Source organism: Actinopolymorpha sp. B9G3 (genome assembly GCF_040120725.1).
In the GTDB taxonomy this organism is placed as follows: Bacteria; Actinomycetota; Actinomycetes; order Propionibacteriales; family Actinopolymorphaceae; genus Thermasporomyces.
The window spans coordinates 246218-262279 of record NZ_JBEEAB010000003.1; the positions used below are offsets into that span (position 1 = coordinate 246218).

The 16062-nt window shown below is 69.7% G+C and carries 13 protein-coding genes; 6 read left to right on the forward strand and 7 right to left on the reverse strand.

Features of this window, described 5'->3' with window-relative positions; translation table 11 throughout:
- Position 1 precedes the first annotated feature (1 nt).
- From ABNF93_RS07360 to ABNF93_RS07385, 6 genes are all read right to left on the reverse strand, one after another.
- The gene (locus ABNF93_RS07360; protein WP_349326950.1) at positions 2–1762 is read right to left on the reverse strand and encodes an acetyl/propionyl/methylcrotonyl-CoA carboxylase subunit alpha; all 1761 of its coding nucleotides are present in this window, start codon (positions 1760–1762) and stop codon (positions 2–4) included.
- Positions 1763–1839: 77 nt separating this feature from the next.
- On the reverse strand, positions 1840–3840 hold the full coding sequence (locus ABNF93_RS07365) for a VWA domain-containing protein (protein WP_349326951.1): 2001 nt from the start codon (positions 3838–3840) through the stop codon (positions 1840–1842).
- Positions 3841–3985: 145 nt separating this feature from the next.
- A complete protein-coding gene (locus ABNF93_RS07370; protein WP_349326952.1) occupies positions 3986–4699 on the reverse strand; it encodes a class I SAM-dependent methyltransferase in 714 nt (237 codons plus the stop codon).
- A gap of 25 nt (positions 4700–4724) precedes the next feature.
- Positions 4725–5090 carry an iron chaperone gene (locus ABNF93_RS07375; protein ID WP_349326953.1) on the reverse strand — a complete coding sequence of 122 codons (366 nt, stop codon included), beginning with the start codon at positions 5088–5090 and terminating at the stop codon, positions 4725–4727.
- Between the two features lie 9 nt (positions 5091–5099).
- Positions 5100–7187 carry a heavy metal translocating P-type ATPase gene (locus ABNF93_RS07380; protein WP_349326954.1) on the reverse strand — a complete coding sequence of 696 codons (2088 nt, stop codon included), beginning with the start codon at positions 7185–7187 and terminating at the stop codon, positions 5100–5102.
- 17 nt (positions 7188–7204) lie between these two features.
- Positions 7205–7603, reverse strand: coding sequence for a MerR family transcriptional regulator (locus tag ABNF93_RS07385; protein ID WP_349326956.1), 399 nt, complete (start codon positions 7601–7603; stop codon positions 7205–7207).
- A 99-nt stretch (positions 7604–7702) separates the two neighbouring features.
- On the opposite strand from ABNF93_RS07385, the gene ABNF93_RS07390 reads away from it, so the two are divergent.
- The 6 genes from ABNF93_RS07390 (at position 7703) to ABNF93_RS07415 (ending at position 15369) form a co-directional block, all read left to right on the forward strand.
- Positions 7703–8869 carry an acyl-CoA dehydrogenase family protein gene (locus ABNF93_RS07390; RefSeq protein ID WP_349326958.1) on the forward strand — a complete coding sequence of 389 codons (1167 nt, stop codon included), beginning with the start codon at positions 7703–7705 and terminating at the stop codon, positions 8867–8869.
- Positions 8870–9064: 195 nt separating this feature from the next.
- A complete protein-coding gene (locus ABNF93_RS07395) occupies positions 9065–10600 on the forward strand; it encodes an acyl-CoA carboxylase subunit beta (protein WP_349326959.1) in 1536 nt (511 codons plus the stop codon).
- A gap of 194 nt (positions 10601–10794) precedes the next feature.
- Positions 10795–12369, forward strand: coding sequence for an HNH endonuclease signature motif containing protein (locus ABNF93_RS07400; protein WP_349326960.1), 1575 nt, complete (start codon positions 10795–10797; stop codon positions 12367–12369).
- 432 nt (positions 12370–12801) lie between these two features.
- The gene (locus ABNF93_RS07405) at positions 12802–13605 is read left to right on the forward strand and encodes a sugar phosphate isomerase/epimerase family protein (protein WP_349326961.1); all 804 of its coding nucleotides are present in this window, start codon (positions 12802–12804) and stop codon (positions 13603–13605) included.
- A gap of 60 nt (positions 13606–13665) precedes the next feature.
- Positions 13666–14538, forward strand: coding sequence for a fumarylacetoacetate hydrolase family protein (locus ABNF93_RS07410; protein ID WP_349326962.1), 873 nt, complete (start codon positions 13666–13668; stop codon positions 14536–14538).
- A 78-nt stretch (positions 14539–14616) separates the two neighbouring features.
- A complete protein-coding gene (locus ABNF93_RS07415) occupies positions 14617–15369 on the forward strand; it encodes an SDR family NAD(P)-dependent oxidoreductase (RefSeq protein WP_349326963.1) in 753 nt (250 codons plus the stop codon).
- A gap of 9 nt (positions 15370–15378) precedes the next feature.
- Here the strand turns inward: ABNF93_RS07415 and ABNF93_RS07420 are convergent, their stop codons facing one another.
- Positions 15379–16005: a Maf family protein gene (locus ABNF93_RS07420; RefSeq protein WP_349326964.1), complete on the reverse strand. Its 627-nt coding sequence runs from the start codon at positions 16003–16005 to the stop codon at positions 15379–15381.
- Positions 16006–16062 lie beyond the last annotated feature (57 nt).

Below are 16062 nucleotides of genomic sequence, written 5' to 3' on the forward strand. Positions count from 1 at the left end.
GTCAGTCCTTGATCTCGCAGAGTACGGCGCCCGCCGTCACGGTCGCGCCGACCTGGGCGGCGAGCCCGGCGACCTTGCCGGCCTTGTGCGCGTTGACCGGCTGTTCCATCTTCATCGCCTCGAGGACGACGACGAGGTCACCGGGCTGCACGGTCTGGCCGTCCTCGACGGCGACCTTGACCAGGGTGCCCTGCATGGGCGAGGTGAGGGCGTCGCCCGACGCGGTGGCCTGGGACTTCGCGCTGTTGCCGCGCCGCGGCGGTCGCCGGCTGCCGGCGTCGGCCGCCTGCGAGGCGCCGAGCCCGGCCGGGAGGACGACTTCGAGCCGCTTGCCGCCGACCTCGACGGTGATGCGTTCCCGCGGAGGTGTGGCGGCGATTTCGGCGGTGCCGTCGTACGCCGGAATGGGGGTGTCGAACTCGGTCTCGATCCAGCGGGTGTGCACCTCGAAGGCGCCCCCGGGCGCCGTGAACGCGGGCGTGTCGAGGACGGCCCGATGGAACGGGATCACCGTCGGCATGCCCTCGACGACGAACTCCGCGAGTGCCCGCCGGGCCCGCTCCAGCGCCTGTGCACGGTCGCGTCCGGTGACGATGAGCTTGGCGATCAGCGAGTCGAAGACGCCTGGCACGGTCTCGCCCTGGTCGTAACCGCCGTCGAGGCGTACGCCCGGACCGGACGGCGCGTGCCAGCGGGTCAGCGTGCCCGGCGCCGGGAGGAAGCCGCGGCCGGCGTCCTCGGCGTTGATGCGGAACTCGATCGCGTGGCCGCGCAGCGGGGGATCGTCGTAACCGAGCGGCTCACCGGCGGCGATCCGGAGCTGCTCGCGGACGAGGTCGATGCCGGTGACCTCCTCGGTGACCGGGTGTTCGACCTGGAGTCGGGTGTTGACCTCCAGGAAGCTGATGGTGCCGTCCTGGGCGACCAGGAACTCACACGTGCCGGCGCCGACATAGCCGGCCTCGGCGAGGATCGCCTTGCTGGACTGGTAGAGCGTGCGTACCTGCTCGTCGCTGAGGAATGGTGCCGGCGCCTCCTCGACGAGTTTCTGGTGCCGACGCTGCAGCGAGCAGTCGCGCGTCGACACCACGACCACGTTGCCGTGCTGGTCGGCGAGACACTGCGTCTCGACATGTCGCGGCTGGTCGAGATAGCGCTCCACGAAGCACTCACCACGCCCGAACGCCGCCACCGCCTCGCGCACGGCCGAGTCGTAGAGCTCGGGGATCTCCTCGGCGGTGCGGGCTACCTTGAGTCCCCGCCCGCCGCCTCCATAGGCCGCCTTGATCGCGACGGGGAGTCCGTGCCGGCTGGCGAAGATCGTCACCGCCTCGGCACCGGACACCGGATCGGGGGTTCCGGCCACGAGAGGGGCGCCGACCTTGGCGGCGATGTGGCGGGCCCGCACCTTGTCGCCGAGCGCGTCGATCGCCTCCGGCGGCGGGCCGATCCAGGTGAGGCCGGCGTGGGTGACGGCTCGGGCGAAGTCGGCGTTCTCGGCGAGGAAGCCGTAGCCGGGGTGGACGGCGTCGGCGCTCGCGCGCTGCGCGACCTCGAGGAGCTTGTCGACCGCGAGGTAGGTCTCCGCCGGCGTGGTGCCGCCGAGCGCGTAGGCCTCGTCGGCGACCCGGACGTGAAGTGCGTCCCGGTCGGGTTCGGCGTAGACCGCGACACTCACGACGCCGGCATCGCGGCACGCGCGGGCGATGCGGACGGCGATCTCGCCGCGGTTGGCGATGAGCACCTTGCTGATGGTCGACACCTGTTTGCACCTCACCGAGCCAGCTGGTCGCACGACTCCCGTGAGTCTATGGGGCGGTCAGGTCGCGTCGGTGCTGCCTACGGCGCGGCCGGATGGCGCTGTGCCGCCGCACGCCGCAGCCGGAGAGTACGTACGCCGGAGAGGACGACCAGCACCAGCACGAGGCCGGTGAGGGCGAGGACCGCGGCGACGCGTCCCGGCGACATCCGCTCCTTCGGCGCCGACGGCGCGGCCTGGTCCTCCGCGGGTCCGACCCCCTCGGCGGCCGGGCCGTCGTCGTCTGCGCCCGTCGAGACCGGGGCGACGTCCGGGGTGAACTCGGTCGCCTCGCCGTCAGGTCCGGGGACGAGCATCGCGGCGCCGTCCGGATAGCTCGGCGCGCCCGCGCCCGAACGACCGGTCACGCCGAGGACGATCTCGATCGGGACGAGATAGGTCTCGCCGTCCTGGTCCTCGCCGAGCGCGACCGCGACGTAGTAGTCGCCCGGGACGGCGAGCCGCCGCTGCGCGTCGCTTCCACCGTCGCGGTTCTCATAACGCACGTCGACCGTCGTGGTGCGAGCCATGGCGGTGGCGGTGTCGTCGAGGACGGCCTGGTTCTGGCCGGCCACCTCACTCAACGGCGCCGTCGCCTTGCCGCGCGTCGGGCTGATGATCGAGATGTCGAGGAGCTGCGGGTTGTCGGTGAGCTTGGCGAGCTTCCGTGACGGTTTGGGTGCGCGAGCGGCCGCTTCGAGCCGCTGGCCCCAGCCCAGGCGGACCTTGAAGAACTGCACCTCACCGGGAAACAGCGACGACTGGTACCGCCCGGCGGTGACGAGCGGAGCATCGGAGAACGATGCGCCCGCGACGACCGGGCGGGCTGGAGCACTCGGTGGGCCGACCCACGACGGCCGGTCATTGGCCGCTCCCGGCAGTCCTTCGCGCGACGTGACGGGTGGCTCCTCGATGACGGCGAGCTCGATGGGTACGCCGTCCAACGTCGTCCCGGTGCTGTTGGACTGCCGCAGGGTCAGGACGATCTCGTCGGCCTTCTGACACCGCTCGTCGAATGCCGTGGACTTGTCATAGCTCGACGTCGAGGCCGTGACGATCGGGTTCGTGCGTTCGTAGCTGACCGCCGTGCCGAGGCCGTAGCCGCAGACGTTCCCGTCGACGGTGGTGGTCTCGAGCGCGAGGGAGGCGACGGCGTTGCCGGGCGCGGGGCGGGCACTCGCGCCGACGTGCAGGGTCGAGCCCTTCGTAGACCGCTTCATCCGGTAGCGCTTCACCTCACCGCGGCGGGGAGCGGTGTCGACGTATTGGCCGGCGGTCAGCACCGGTGCGTCATCGACCGCGCCCGTGCCGGCGACCGCCTGACCGCTCACCCGGAACGGCCGGAACGCGCGGATGGACAACCTGTGCAGGCTCGCCGCGAGGTTGGCCGCGTCGTCGGTCTCGTAGAACGTCCCGCTGCCGGCGTCGGCGATGCACCGCAGCTGGTGCCGGGCGGTGGCGTCGACCCGGAACCCGACGACGTCGATCTTGAGGTCGATGCCGAGCCCGGCGATGTTCTTCGCGGTCGCGCACGGGTCGGGATCGCAGGTCTCCTCGCCGTCGGAGACGAGCAGGATCGTCCGCTTGCCGGTCGTGCCGAGATCCTTCGCGGCCTGCTGGAGGCTGTGGGAGATGGGAGTCTCGCCGTACGGTGTGAAGCCCGCGACGGCCTTCGTCAACGCCGGCTTGTCAGCGGGCCCGATCGGGACCGAGAGCTGGCTGTCCGTACACGCGCCGGGATCGGTCTCGCCGGGCACCGTGGAGCCGTAGACCCGCAGGCCCACCCGACCCTCGGTAGGGAGCCGTGGGATGAGTGCGTTGAACGCGGTGCGGGCGGCGTCGATCTTCGTCGACCCGTCGGCGTCGGGTTCCTGCATGGACCCGGACGAGTCGAACAACAGCAGCAGCTTGTGTGGTCCCTCGTCGGAGGTGGGATCGGCGGATGCCGCGGGCACCGAGGACACGGTGAGCACGGCGGTGAGCATGGCAAGCAGGCTGAGAGTGCTGGCTGCCGCGAGGAGTCTGGGCGGCGGGGTCGACATGGTTCTCCGTGCGTGGATGGCCAGTGATCACGAGGACGTGGGGGAGCTTGCCAGACAGTGCGGTAGTTCTGCCATCCGGCAAAGGCCGACCGTTCGCCAGCCGGCTGGGCCCGCGCATCGCCATCCGCTTGGGCCCGACGCCGACTCAGGACCGCGGTGTCCATCCGACGAGGACGGCGAACCGGAGGTTCCGGTACGGGCAGCAGACGTCGCTGAATCCCGCCTTGGTCAGCCACCGCAGCTGGTCGTCGACGGTCGCCGGCCGATCGAACGCCATGCGTGCGCGCGCCGCGGCAAGTTCGCCGTCGTCGCTGCCGAGGGCGCGGGCGCCGGCCTCCCACATCGCGTCGTAGTGCTTGTCGAGCCGGGAGGTGTCACCCGCCACCTGCTCGGCGTTGACGAAGACGCCGCCGGGGGCGAGGACCGCACGGATCCGGTGCATGAGGTCGCGTTTCCCGGCATCGGGCAGGTGGTGGATGGCCAGGGCGGAGATCACCGCGTCGTACGCACCGGACGGCAGCGGATCGGCGAGGTCCTGCTGGCGGATCTCGTGCGTGATCCCGCGGTCGGTCAGCATGCGCTCGGCCTTGGCCAGCATCGGTGCGGCCGAGTCGACGAGGGTGCACGACGCTTCCGGTCGTACGCCGGACAACAGGAGCGAGAAGAGCCCGGTCCCCGCCCCGAGGTCGAGCACCCGTGGCGCCGCGGCCGGCAGGTCGAGGGTCGCGAACCGGACCGCGGTCCCGTAGAAGTCGTCGAAACACGGCACGAGGCGGCGCCGGCTCTCGTCGTACGTCCCTGCCGCTGCGCCGAACGCCTCCGCCACTGTCTTGTCATGTGAGACTCGGGTCTCGCTCATCGGACAAGCCTAGGGTATTGCGCGATCAGCAGATCGTTCCAGGGTGGGCGGCGGTGGCCCGCAGCAGGTCACGTACGAGGTCGAAGTCGATCTGGTCCGCCCTGCGGAAGCGCAGGCAGCCCTTGCCCATGTCCAGTCCGGCCAGCCGGTCGGCGAACGCCTCGCGGAGGTCGCTTCGCAGGACGTAGAGGGAGATGTACTGCTTCTGGCTGGCGAACGCGACCTCGGCGGTGCCGTTCCGTTCGTACGTGGGCATGCCGTAGGCCATGGCCTCGGTGAAGTCCGCGAGCTCCGCCCGGCACAGGTCGCGCAGGCGGGCGAGGGCGGCGTGGCGTTCCTCGGGCACGTCGGCGAGATAGTCGTCGACGGTGAGGGCCTTGCTCTGCACCATCGCAGAAGCCTATGCGAGTCGGACGCGGCGGAGCAGCTGTGCGTTCAGTGCGACGACGATCGTCGAGAGGGACATCAGAATCGCGCCGACGGCCGGACTGAGACTGAAGCCGGCCCAGGCGAGCACGCCGGCCGCGAGCGGAATCGCGACGACGTTGTAACCCGCCGCCCAGCCCAGGTTCTCGATCATCTTGCGGTACGACGCGCGGGACAGCCGGATCACGCCGGTGACCGCGCGCGGATCCGAGGTGGCGAGGACGACGCCCGCGGACTCGATCGCGACATCGGTGCCGGCGCCGATCGCGATGCCGACGTCGGCCCGGGCGAGTGCCGGTGCGTCGTTGACCCCGTCGCCGACCATCGCGACGGTGAGGCCGCGCTCCTGCAACTCGGCGACCGCGCGGTCCTTGTCGGCGGGCAGGACCTCGGCGAACACCTCGTCGACGCCTTCGCGGAATCCGAGGTCGGCGGCAACCGCCTCCGCGACCTGGCGGGCGTCGCCGGTGATCATCGCGATCGTGCCGAGCCCCAGCTGCCGCAGCTCCGCGATCGCCTCGCGCGCCTCCGGGCGTACCTCGTCCTCGAGTCCGAACGCCCCGAGCACGACAGGGGCCGCGGAGTCGCTCGGCGACGGCAGGCGGAGGAGGTAGAGGACGGCGGCACCGCGCTCGGCCCATGTCTCGGTCGCGGAACGCAGGTCCGGCGGGACCTGCGCACCGTGTTCCCGCATGAGCGCGGGGCCGCCCACGGCGTACGTCGTACCGTCGATGTCGGCCTGCGCACCACGACCGGTCAGCGCGCGGAAGCGGGTCGCGGCGGGCGGCCGAGTGGCTCCGTCGCGGCGGGCGGCGGCCGCGACGATCGCCCGCGCGAGGGGGTGTTCGCTGTCGGCTTCCACGGCGGCGGCGAGGCGGAGCGCCTCGGACTCGGTGGTGCCGTCGGTGGCGGCGACCCCGGCCACGACGTGCTCGCCCCTGGTGAGTGTGCCGGTCTTGTCGAAGAGAACCGCGTCGACGGTACGCATGCGTTCCAGTGCCAACCGGTCCTTGACGAGGATGCCGGAGCGGGCCGCGACCGCGGTGGACAGCGAGATGACGAGCGGGATGGCGAGACCGAGGGCATGTGGGCAGGCGATGACGAGGACGGTGACCGTGCGCGTGACGGACTCGCCGAGGTTGCCGAGCGCCCACCAGGTGAGGAACGTGAGGAGACCTGCACCTGTCGCGACGTAGAAGAGCAAGGCGGCGAAGCGGTCGGCGAGGACCTGCGCACGGCCACGGGAGGCCTGCGCCTGCGCGACGAGACGCTGGATGCCCGCGAGGGCGGTGTCGTCGCCGACAGCGGTGACCTCGACCCGGACCGCAGCGTCGGTGGCGACGGTACCGGCGACGACGCGATCACCTTCGCCGCGTGCCACCGGCCGGGACTCGCCGGTGATCATCGACTCGTCGAACTCCGCGCCGCCGGTGACGATCGTGCCGTCGGCGGGCACCCGTGCGCCCGGGCGGACGAGGACGACGTTGCCGGGCCGCAGGTCCGTGACGTCGATGCGTTCGACGCCGCCACCGGGGGTGACGCGTTCGGCGTCGTCGGGAATCAGTGCGGCGAGGGCGCTGAGTGCGCCCTGTGCCTGGCCGATCGCCTTCATCTCCTGCCAGTGGCCGAGCAACATGATGGTGACGAGGGCCGCGAGCTCCCACCAGAACTCCAGCTGGAAGAGCCCGGCGGTGCTGGCGAGCGAGGCGACGTAGGCGACGACGATCGCCATGGAGATCAGGAGCATCATGCCGGGCGCGCGGTCCCTGATCTCGGTGACGCCACCGGCGAGGAACGGCCAGCCGCCATAGAGGAACACGACCGAGCCGAGCACCGGGCCGATCCAGGTGACGCCCGGGATGTCGAGGGAGTAGCCGAACCAGCCCATGACCATCTCGCTGGTCACCACGATCGGGATGGTGAGGACGAGGCTCAGCCAGAACCTGCGGCGGAACATCTCCGGATCATGTCCCGCGTGCTTGTCATGGCCGGCGTGCTGGTCGTGCCTGGCCTGTCCAACCTGCGTGTCGTGCCCGTGGTGCCCGGTGTCGGCGTGCGTCATGGGTACACCATACCCCCCTAGGGTAATCGTGCAAGATCCTCGCGACAGCGGCGTTCCACCTCGGCGAGTTCGTCCAGCGTCTCCTCGATGTCGCGGCGGCGCTGCTCGAGTTCTTCCCGTCGTACGGCGATCTGCTCCAGGAGATACCGCAGCTGCCCGGCCTCCCCGGGTTCCGCGTCGTACATGTCGACGATCTTGGCGATCTCCTGGAGGGAGAAGCCGAGCCGCTTGCCGCGCAGGATCAGGCCCAGGCGTACCCGGTCGCGGGCGCGGAAGACCCGCTGGCTCCCACGCCGCTCGGGCGAGATGAGGCCTTGGTCCTCGTAGAACCGGATCGTCCGCAGTGTCACCGAATACTCCGCGGCCAGTTCCGTGATGGTCCAGGTTTCCTGCGTCGATCGGGCGGGAGCGTTCATCGGATATCCCTTGCGCCGAGGTAGAGTCAGACTTACGTTTACGTAAGCGTAAGCGAAACGTGGCCTCGCGGCCACCGGGCGGCGGGAGCTCTGGGGATCATGACGTTCGAGCTTTCACCTGAGCACGAAGCTTTCCGTGAGGTCGTGCGCGAGTTCGCGGAGGCGGAGATCGCGCCCCATGCCGCCGACTGGGACGAGCGGCACCACTTCCCGGTCGAGACCGTCCAGGCGATGGGCAAGCTGGGACTCTTCGGGTTGCCGGTGCCCGAGGAGTACGGCGGATCAGGCGGCGACTTCACCAGCCTCTGCGTCGCGATCGAGGAGGTCGGCCGGGTGGACCAGTCGCTCGGCCTGACGCTGGAGGCCGCGGTGGGGTTGGGGATCGGGCCGATCCTTTCCTGGGGTACGCAGGAACAGAAACAACGCTGGCTCCCGGACCTTGCCGCCGGGGCCGCGTTGGCGGGTTTCGGGCTCACCGAGGCCGAGTCGGGTTCGGATGCGGCGGCGACGAAGACGCGTGCCGTCGTTGCCGATGACCACTGGGTTGTCAACGGGTCGAAGCAGTTCATCACCAACTCCGGTACGCCGATCACCTCTCTCGTCACCGTGACGGCGCGGACCGGTGACCTGCCGGACGGAAGTCCGGAGATCTCCGCGATCATCGTTCCGTCAGGCACGCCAGGCTTCGTCGTCGAGCCGGCCTATCGCAAGCTGGGCTGGCACGCGTCCGACACGCATCCGTTGACCTTCACGGACGCCCGCGTGCCTGTCGACCACCTCTTGGGGCGGCGGGGTGAGGGGATCAAGCAGTTCCTCGCCATCCTCGACCATGGGCGGATCGCCCTGGCGGCGCTGTCGGTGGGGCTCGCGCAAGGGTGCCTTGACGCCGCTCTGGACTACGCGAAGAGCCGGACGTCGTTCGGCAAACCGATCGGTGCCAACCAGGGGGTGGCGTTCCAGATCGCCGACCTGCAGGTCTCGGTCGAGGCGGGGCGACTCCTTACGTACAAGGCCGCGGCGGCCAAGGACGCCGGCCGACCGGCCGCCGAGGTCAAGCGCGCCGCCGCCATGGCGAAGCTGTTCGCCAGCGAGGCCGCCGTGGCTGCGGCGAGGACGGCGACGCAGGTCTTCGGTGGGTACGGCTTCATGGAGGAGTACCCGGTCGCCAGGTTCTACCGTGACGCGAAGATCCTGGAGATCGGTGAGGGGACGAGCGAGATCCAACGGCTCGTGATCGCCCGCGACCTGGGCCTGCCGGTCCGTTAGTGTTCTGACTAGGCCCTGTCTCCCAAATGGCGCCGGTCAAGCGAGCGGCGCATCCGCGCCCGGTTGGCTAGGCGGAGGAGGAAGGCGCACTGGGTTTGTGCGCCGATCGACGAGAACGCAGCCAGCCGGGATGCGGGGCGTCGCGAGTCAGGCGCGATTTGGGAGACAGGGCCTAAGGACACTGGGGGCGACGCGATGGGTGAACGCAAGGACCACGCCAAGGCAGTCGCGGCCGCCCGCGAGGCGACGTTGCGCCCGTCCGACAAAGGTGCCGCGCGGCTTGCGAACGCGCAGAAGCTCTATGTCCGTGACCGGGTTGCCCTGCTCGTCGACCCGGGCACGTTCGTCGAGGACGGTCAGTTGGCCAATGCAGCGGCCGCTGACCTGCCGGCCGACGGCGTGGTCACCGGCCGTGCCCTCGTCGGCGGACGCCCCGTCCTGGTGGTGGCCAACGACCCCACCGTGAAGGCGGGCTCCTGGGGTGCCCGCACGGTGGAGAAGATCGTGCGTACGACCGAAATCGCCTTGCGTGACGAGCTTCCCATCTTCTGGTTCATCGACTCCGCCGGTGCCCGGATCACTGACCAGGTGGAGCTCTTTCCAGGTCGTCGTGGCGCGGGAAGGATCTTCGCCAACCAGGTGGCGCTGTCGGGCAAGGTCGCGCAGGTCTGTTGCCTGTTCGGCCCGTCCGCTGCCGGAGGTGCGTACATCCCGTCGTTCTGCGATCTCGTGATCATGGTCGAGGGCAACGCGTCGATGTATCTCGGCTCGCCCCGGATGGCCGAGATGGTCGTCGGCGAGAAGGTGTCACTGGAGGAGATGGGCGGCGCGCGGATGCACGCGTCAATCTCAGGTTGCGGTGACCTGCTGGCGGCCGACGACGCCGAGGCGATCGACCTCGCCAAGACGTACTTCTCTTATATACCGGCACATTGGCGCGATCGTCCGCCGTCGTACGCCGCGAGTCCGCCCGCGCGTGACTTCACCGCCGACCTCGTGCCGGAGCAGGACAGCATCGGCTATGACATGCACGAGGTGCTCGACGCCCTTCTCGACGGCGACTCGTTCTTCGAGATCAAGCCGTTGTACGCACCAGAGCTCATCGTGGGGTTCGGTTGTCTGGAAGGTCAGGTCGTCGGGGTCGTCGCCAACAATCCCGCGGTCAAAGGTGGAGTGCTGTTCGTCGACAGTGCGGACAAGGCGGCGCGGTTCATCTGGCTCTGCGATGCGTTCAACGTGCCGTTGGTCTACCTCGCCGACGTTCCGGGATTCATGATCGGCAGCGAGGTGGAACGCCAGGGAATCATCCGCGCGGGCGCCAAGATGATCACCGCGGTGGCGGAGGCGAACGTTCCTACCGTGTCGGTGATTGTGCGCAAGGCCTATGGTGCCGGGCTCTATGCGATGTGCGGGCCCGGATTCTCACCCGATGCATGCCTCGCCCTGCCGACGGCGAAGATCGCGGTGATGGGACCGGAGGCGGCGATCAATGCCGTGTACTACAACAAGATCGCCGAGATCGAGGATCCGGTCGAGCGGGAAGCCTATGTGGAGCGGCTGCGGGCGGAGTACGAAGACGACATCGACATTCTGCGGCTCGCCTCTGACCTCGTGATCGACGCGGTGGTCGAACCGGGCGCCCTGCGTGGTGAGCTGGTGGCGCGGCTTGCGGCTGCCCAGACCAAGGACCGTCGTACGCCGGACAAGCGGCACGGCGTCCCTCCCGTGTGAGCGGTGACCTCACCGCGCCGGCGAAGTCCGTTATTGGCACCGGCCGGAGCTCCGCTATGGGTGTGAGTGGCGTTGGCCGGAGCTCCGCGATGAGCGCTATCCGTGTCGGCTGGGTGAATGGCAGACGGCGAACCCTCTTGAAAACAAGCCTGTTCTGGCCGTGGTTCTGATCAACTTCTGGTAGACTCGCTCCTATGTTCGATCCTCGGGTTCCTGACCTCAGTGCGTTGGCTTCGGCTGCGCCGGGTCCTGAGCTTGCCGCGGTGTTAGCGGGGATCGATGTTGCTGCGGTGAATGGTCATGCGCGTGTGGTGGTGATGGCCGCGTGGGAGCGGCAGGTGTCGTGGTCGAACGCGCAGCTATATGGGGCGATGGGGATGGTGGCGCGGTCGCCGGCGTGTGAGCCGGATTCGCCGCCTGAGCTGGATCGGTGTTTTGGTGAATTCGCGTCTGCGGAGGTGGGTGCGGCGTTGGGTTTGTCGCCGGGGTCGGCTGATCGGGAACTGTCCTTCGCCTACGAGTTGACCGAACGACTCCCTGGCACTCGGGCCGCACTCGCGGCGGGGAGCATCAATCTGGGCAAGGCGCGGACGATCGCGGAGGAGACGTCCTGGTTGGCGCCGGAGCTTGCGCGGCGGGCGGAGGAGTTCATCCTTGCTGCTGATGCTGCGGTCGGGTTGGGTTTGACTCGGGCGCAGTTGGTGCGGCGGCTGCGGCGGAAGGTGCTGGAGCTCGACCCGGACGGTGCGGAGGAGCGTCGGCGGGAGGCGCAGCAGGGACGTCGGATCCGGTTCGGGGCTAACCCCGACGGCACGGGCAGCATCACGGGTCAGGACCTGCCGATGGCCGGTACCGCGGCGGCGCGGGTGTTCGTCAAGGCCCTCGCCAGGCGGATCAAGAGCGAGGGTGATGTCCGGATGTTGGCGCAGATCGAGGCCGATGTGTTCCTCGACCTACTCCGCGGCCGGAACCCAGCAGCCACAGCCGCCGGTCCGGCCACCACCGATCCGGCCGCCGCTGCCGATCTGGGCACTACTGCGGACCAGACCAGCAGGCCCGACCCGGCGCCCGGCAACCCCGGCCGCAACCTCCACCGCGACCCCGACTGCGACCCCGCTTCCAGCAGCGCGTCCGGCACCGGCGCCGACGACGAGGGCGTCGATGACATGGATGCCTGGGATGCTCCGGGCGACGGTGGTGCGTGGGCCGAGACCGGTGATGAACAGTTGGTGGCGAAGGTCGAACTCGTCGCCGACCTGGAAACCTGGCTCGGTCTCGGCGAGAAGGCAGGCGAACTCGCCGGTCTCGGCGCCATCACCCCGGCGGTGATCGACGACATCAAGAACGCCGCAGCCGGCGGGTTCGAGTACTGCCGCACCGTCACCGTCGGCGGCAAGGTGGTCTACCACCAAGCTTCCAGCCGCCGCTACAAACCGACTGCCGCCCAACGCAGCCTCATCCAGGCCACCCACCGCACCTGTAGCCAGCCCGGCTGCAGCCGTCCCGCCGTCGCCTGCGACCTCGACCACACCATCGAACACCGACTCGGCGGACCCAGCTGCCTATGCAACATGGCCCCACTGTGTCGGCGGCACCATCGCGCGAAACACCAAGCCGGCTGGTGGTGGACGCAAAACCGGCCTGGCCACCTCACCACCCAAAGCCCCCTCGGCCACACCTACACCGTCGACCCCGAACCCCCACCCACCGCCGACCCCACCGAACCGATCAGGTGCCAACCGGCACCGGCTCAACCGGTACCGACCTGACAGTGTTCGACCGACCAGGTTCCGCTCCACCAGTCGGTCCGGCTTGATGGGTCACGGCCCTAATCGGCTCTACCCCAGTCGGCACGACATCGGCAGGAGCGGCGGATCGGGGGTTGGCGGACGTGGATCCAAATCAACCCAAGACACCGGCGCCGAGCTGGGACCGCGAACATCGTCAGGTCCGCTGACCGGGGCATCAAGGTCTCCCTGAGGCCGTCGCGTGCGCCACGTGGGCTCGTCGCCCGCCGCCATGAGCTTGGCGGGGACCCTCGGCGGGCCGCTGACCTGGGCGTACGTACGTCCTCGACCGGACGTGACGTCTCAGGCACTGGGACGGTGTATTCGGTCCGCGGGCACTCAGGCAGGATGGGCGGGACCGGCAGTCTGTGCGCTCGACAACCACGAGCTCATCCACAACGGAGCGTGACAACCATGGCGACACCCCTCGCCCTCCAGCTTTACACCGTCCGCGACGCACTCGCCGCGGACCGTGCGGCGGCACTTGCCCGCGCGGCCGAGCAGGGTTTCCGCGCGGTCGAGGCGTTCGGTATCGGCAACGCGCAGCGGGAGGTCGCCGACCGGCTGGCCGACGCGCGCACGTTCCGGGCCGAGCTCGACGCCAACGGCCTCAAGGTCGTGGCGGTGCACGGATCGGTGTCAGCGGGCGAGGAGGCCGACGCGGTCTACGACGAGTTGGAGATCCTCGGCACCGACCGGTTGATCGCCCCCGTTCCGGGCGCGGTCGCCGGCGTCGACGGCAAGGCGCTGGCCACCGCCGGGGGCGTGAAGCTGCTTGCCGAGGGGCTCAACGCCGCGGCGGCTCGCGCCGAGTCCCGTGGAGTCAAGGTCGGTTACCACAACCACGACTTCGAGTGGCAGCCCGTCGAGGACGGCACGCCCGCCTACGACCTCTTGGTGAACAACCTCGACCCACGGGTCTTCCTCGAGGTCGACGTCTACTGGGCGCACACGGCGGGCCAGAACCCGGCCGAGGTCATCACGTCCTACGTTGACCGGGTGTTCACCCTGCACGTCAAGGACGGCCCAGGCGTCCGCGACCAGCTCCAGACGGCGGTCGGCGAAGGGTCGGTCGACAACGTCGCCGCGATCGCTGCCGGCACCAATGTCGGCTACCACGTGATCGAGCTCGACGAGGCCGCCGGTGATCCGTTCGACGTGGCGAAGGCCGGCGGCGACTGGCTGGTCGCGCACGGCCACTCCACCTGGGCTGCCTGACCGTAGGCGCCCGCACTCCGTGCCCGTGGCTCCACCCTCACCTGTCAAGGAGGCATTGACGTGCAGCTGTTGCGCTTGGGGAACATCGGTGAGGAGCGCCCCGCCGTACGCACCGATGACGGCAGGCTCTTCGACCTCTCGTCGCTGACCAGTGACACCGGTGGCGACATCAACGGCGCCTTCCTGGCGAACGACGGGATCGGCCGAGTCCGGGCCGCCGTCACGGATGGCGGGTTGCCGGCGCTCGACGACCCGGGCGACGGCAGCGGCCTGCGGATCGGTGCGCCGATCGCCCGGCCGACGGCCGTGCTGTGCATCGGCCAGAACTACGCTGCCCACGCCGCCGAGTCCGGGTCCCCGCCGCCGGACACGCCGATTCTGTTCTTCAAACACCCCAACACCGTGGTCGGTCCGTACGACGACGTACGCATCCCGCGTGTCGCCGAGAAGACCGACTGGGAGGTCGAGCTCGGTGTGGTGATCGGCAAGAGGGTGCGTTACCTCGACTCGCCCGAACAGGCGCTCGACCACGTGGCCGGCTACGTCGTCTCCAACGACGTGTCGGAGCGGGCGTTCCAGCAGGAACAGTCCGGCGGCCAGTGGTCGAAGGGCAAGTGCGCCGAGACGTTCAACCCGCTCGGCCCGTGGCTCGTGCCGGCCGACGAGGTGACGCCGGGCAAGCTGGGGTTGCGTTCGTATGTCAATGGCGACGTACGCCAGGACTCCACGACCACGGACATGATCTTCGACGTGGCCTATCTCATCTGGCACCTGTCGCAGTACCTCGTCCTCGAGCCGGGCGACCTGCTCAACACGGGAACGCCGCAGGGTGTGGCGCTGTCCGGGCGTTTCCCGTACCTCCAGGTGGGTGACGTCATGGAGCTGGAGATCGACGGGCTCGGCCGGCAGCGCCAGCGGCTGGTCGAGGCCTGAGCGGCGACGGTACCCCGGGCCACCGGACCACCGGACCACCGGACCACCGGACCAACGCAACGTACAGCGGAGAAGGCGATGGGTGATTTCGACGGGTTGGCGGCGGCCGTCACCGGCGGTGCGTCGGGCATCGGGTTGGCGGTCGCGGAGCTCCTGGCCGCGCGAGGCGCGCAGGTCGCCTGCCTCGACCTCAACGCCAAGGAGGTGGGGGAGCCGCTCGTCGGGGTGCAGTGCGATGTCACCGACGACGCGTCCGTACGCACGGCGATCGAGACGGTCGTCGAGCAGTTCGGCCGGCTCGACATCGTGGTCAACAACGCCGGCATCGGGGCTCAGGGCACGGTGGCCGACAACGACGACTCGGAATGGCACCGTGTCCTCGACGTCAACGTGGTCGGGATGGCCCGGGTGAGCCGTGCGGCGCTCCCGCACCTGCGGAAGTCACCGTCGGCCGCGATCGTCAACACCTGCTCCGTTGCGGCGACGGCGGGCATCCCGCAGCGCGTGCTCTACAGCGCGTCCAAGGGGGCCGTGCGTTCGCTGACGATGGCGATGGCGGCGGACCATGTCCACGAGGGCATCCGGGTCAACTGCGTCAACCCGGGCACGGCCGACACCCCGTGGATCGGCCGGCTGCTCGACCGGGCCGACGATCCCGTCGCCGAGCGCAAGGCCCTGGAGGCCCGCCAGCCGATGGGCCGCCTGGTCTCCGCACGCGAAGTGGCGTCGGCGATCATCTACCTTGCGTCGCCCGCGGCCGGTGCCAGCACGGGCGTCGAGGTCTTCGTCGACGGCGGGATGCAGAACCTCCGCCTTCGTCCGCGGACGTGACGAAAGTCGTCAAGCTCCCTTCGTCCACAGGTCCGGCCAGCTGACCCCCAGGTCGCCGAGAAGGCGCCGGAGCAGGGGCAGGGAGAGCCCCACCACGTTGTGGTGGTCGCCCTCGATCCGGTCGACGAACGCACCGCCGAGTCCGTCGATCGTGAACCCGCCCGCGACCGCGAGCGGTTCGCCGGTGCCGACGTACGCCTCGATCTCGGCGTCGGTCACGTCCGCGAAGTGGACGACGGTCGAGCCGACGGCAGCGGCCGTCTGTCCGGAAACGGCATCGACAACGCAGTGCCCGGTGTGCAGGATGCCGGCGCGACCGCGCATCTGACGCCACCGGCGGACAGCCTCGGTGGAGGTCCCCGGCTTGCCCAGGACCTCGCCGGCCAACTCCAGGACCGAGTCACAGCCGATGACGAGGGCCGGTTCATTCGGGAGATTGTCCTTCACCGCAAGGGCTTTGCGGCAGGCGAGCGTGAGTGCGTGCTGTGCCGCGTTCTCTTCTGCCACACCGTCCTCGTCGACCCCGGACACGATCACGGTGGGCTCGATACCGGCGGCCCGCAGCGTCGCGAGCCGGGCTGGTGAGGCCGAGGCGAGGACAAGGCGATGGTGGTTGGGTTGCTTTGGATGGGGCACGGGCCGCATCCTACGAGGGTCGCCCTGACGCCTGCTGTCCGTGTCGGTAGTGTCGCG

Coding starts and splice junctions, on each gene's coding strand:
- ABNF93_RS07365 (WP_349326951.1), bottom strand. CDS start 3,840: ATGTCGACCCCGCCGCCCAGACTCCTCGCGGCAGCCAGCACTCTCAGC.
- ABNF93_RS07370 (WP_349326952.1), bottom strand. CDS start 4,699: ATGAGCGAGACCCGAGTCTCACATGACAAGACAGTGGCGGAGGCGTTC.
- ABNF93_RS07375 (WP_349326953.1), bottom strand. CDS start 5,090: ATGGTGCAGAGCAAGGCCCTCACCGTCGACGACTATCTCGCCGACGTG.
- ABNF93_RS07380 (WP_349326954.1), bottom strand. CDS start 7,187: ATGACGCACGCCGACACCGGGCACCACGGGCACGACACGCAGGTTGGA.
- ABNF93_RS07385 (WP_349326956.1), bottom strand. CDS start 7,603: ATGAACGCTCCCGCCCGATCGACGCAGGAAACCTGGACCATCACGGAA.
- ABNF93_RS07390 (WP_349326958.1), top strand. CDS start 7,703: ATGACGTTCGAGCTTTCACCTGAGCACGAAGCTTTCCGTGAGGTCGTG.
- ABNF93_RS07395 (WP_349326959.1), top strand. CDS start 9,065: ATGGGTGAACGCAAGGACCACGCCAAGGCAGTCGCGGCCGCCCGCGAG.
- ABNF93_RS07400 (WP_349326960.1), top strand. CDS start 10,795: ATGTTCGATCCTCGGGTTCCTGACCTCAGTGCGTTGGCTTCGGCTGCG.
- ABNF93_RS07405 (WP_349326961.1), top strand. CDS start 12,802: ATGGCGACACCCCTCGCCCTCCAGCTTTACACCGTCCGCGACGCACTC.
- ABNF93_RS07415 (WP_349326963.1), top strand. CDS start 14,617: ATGGGTGATTTCGACGGGTTGGCGGCGGCCGTCACCGGCGGTGCGTCG.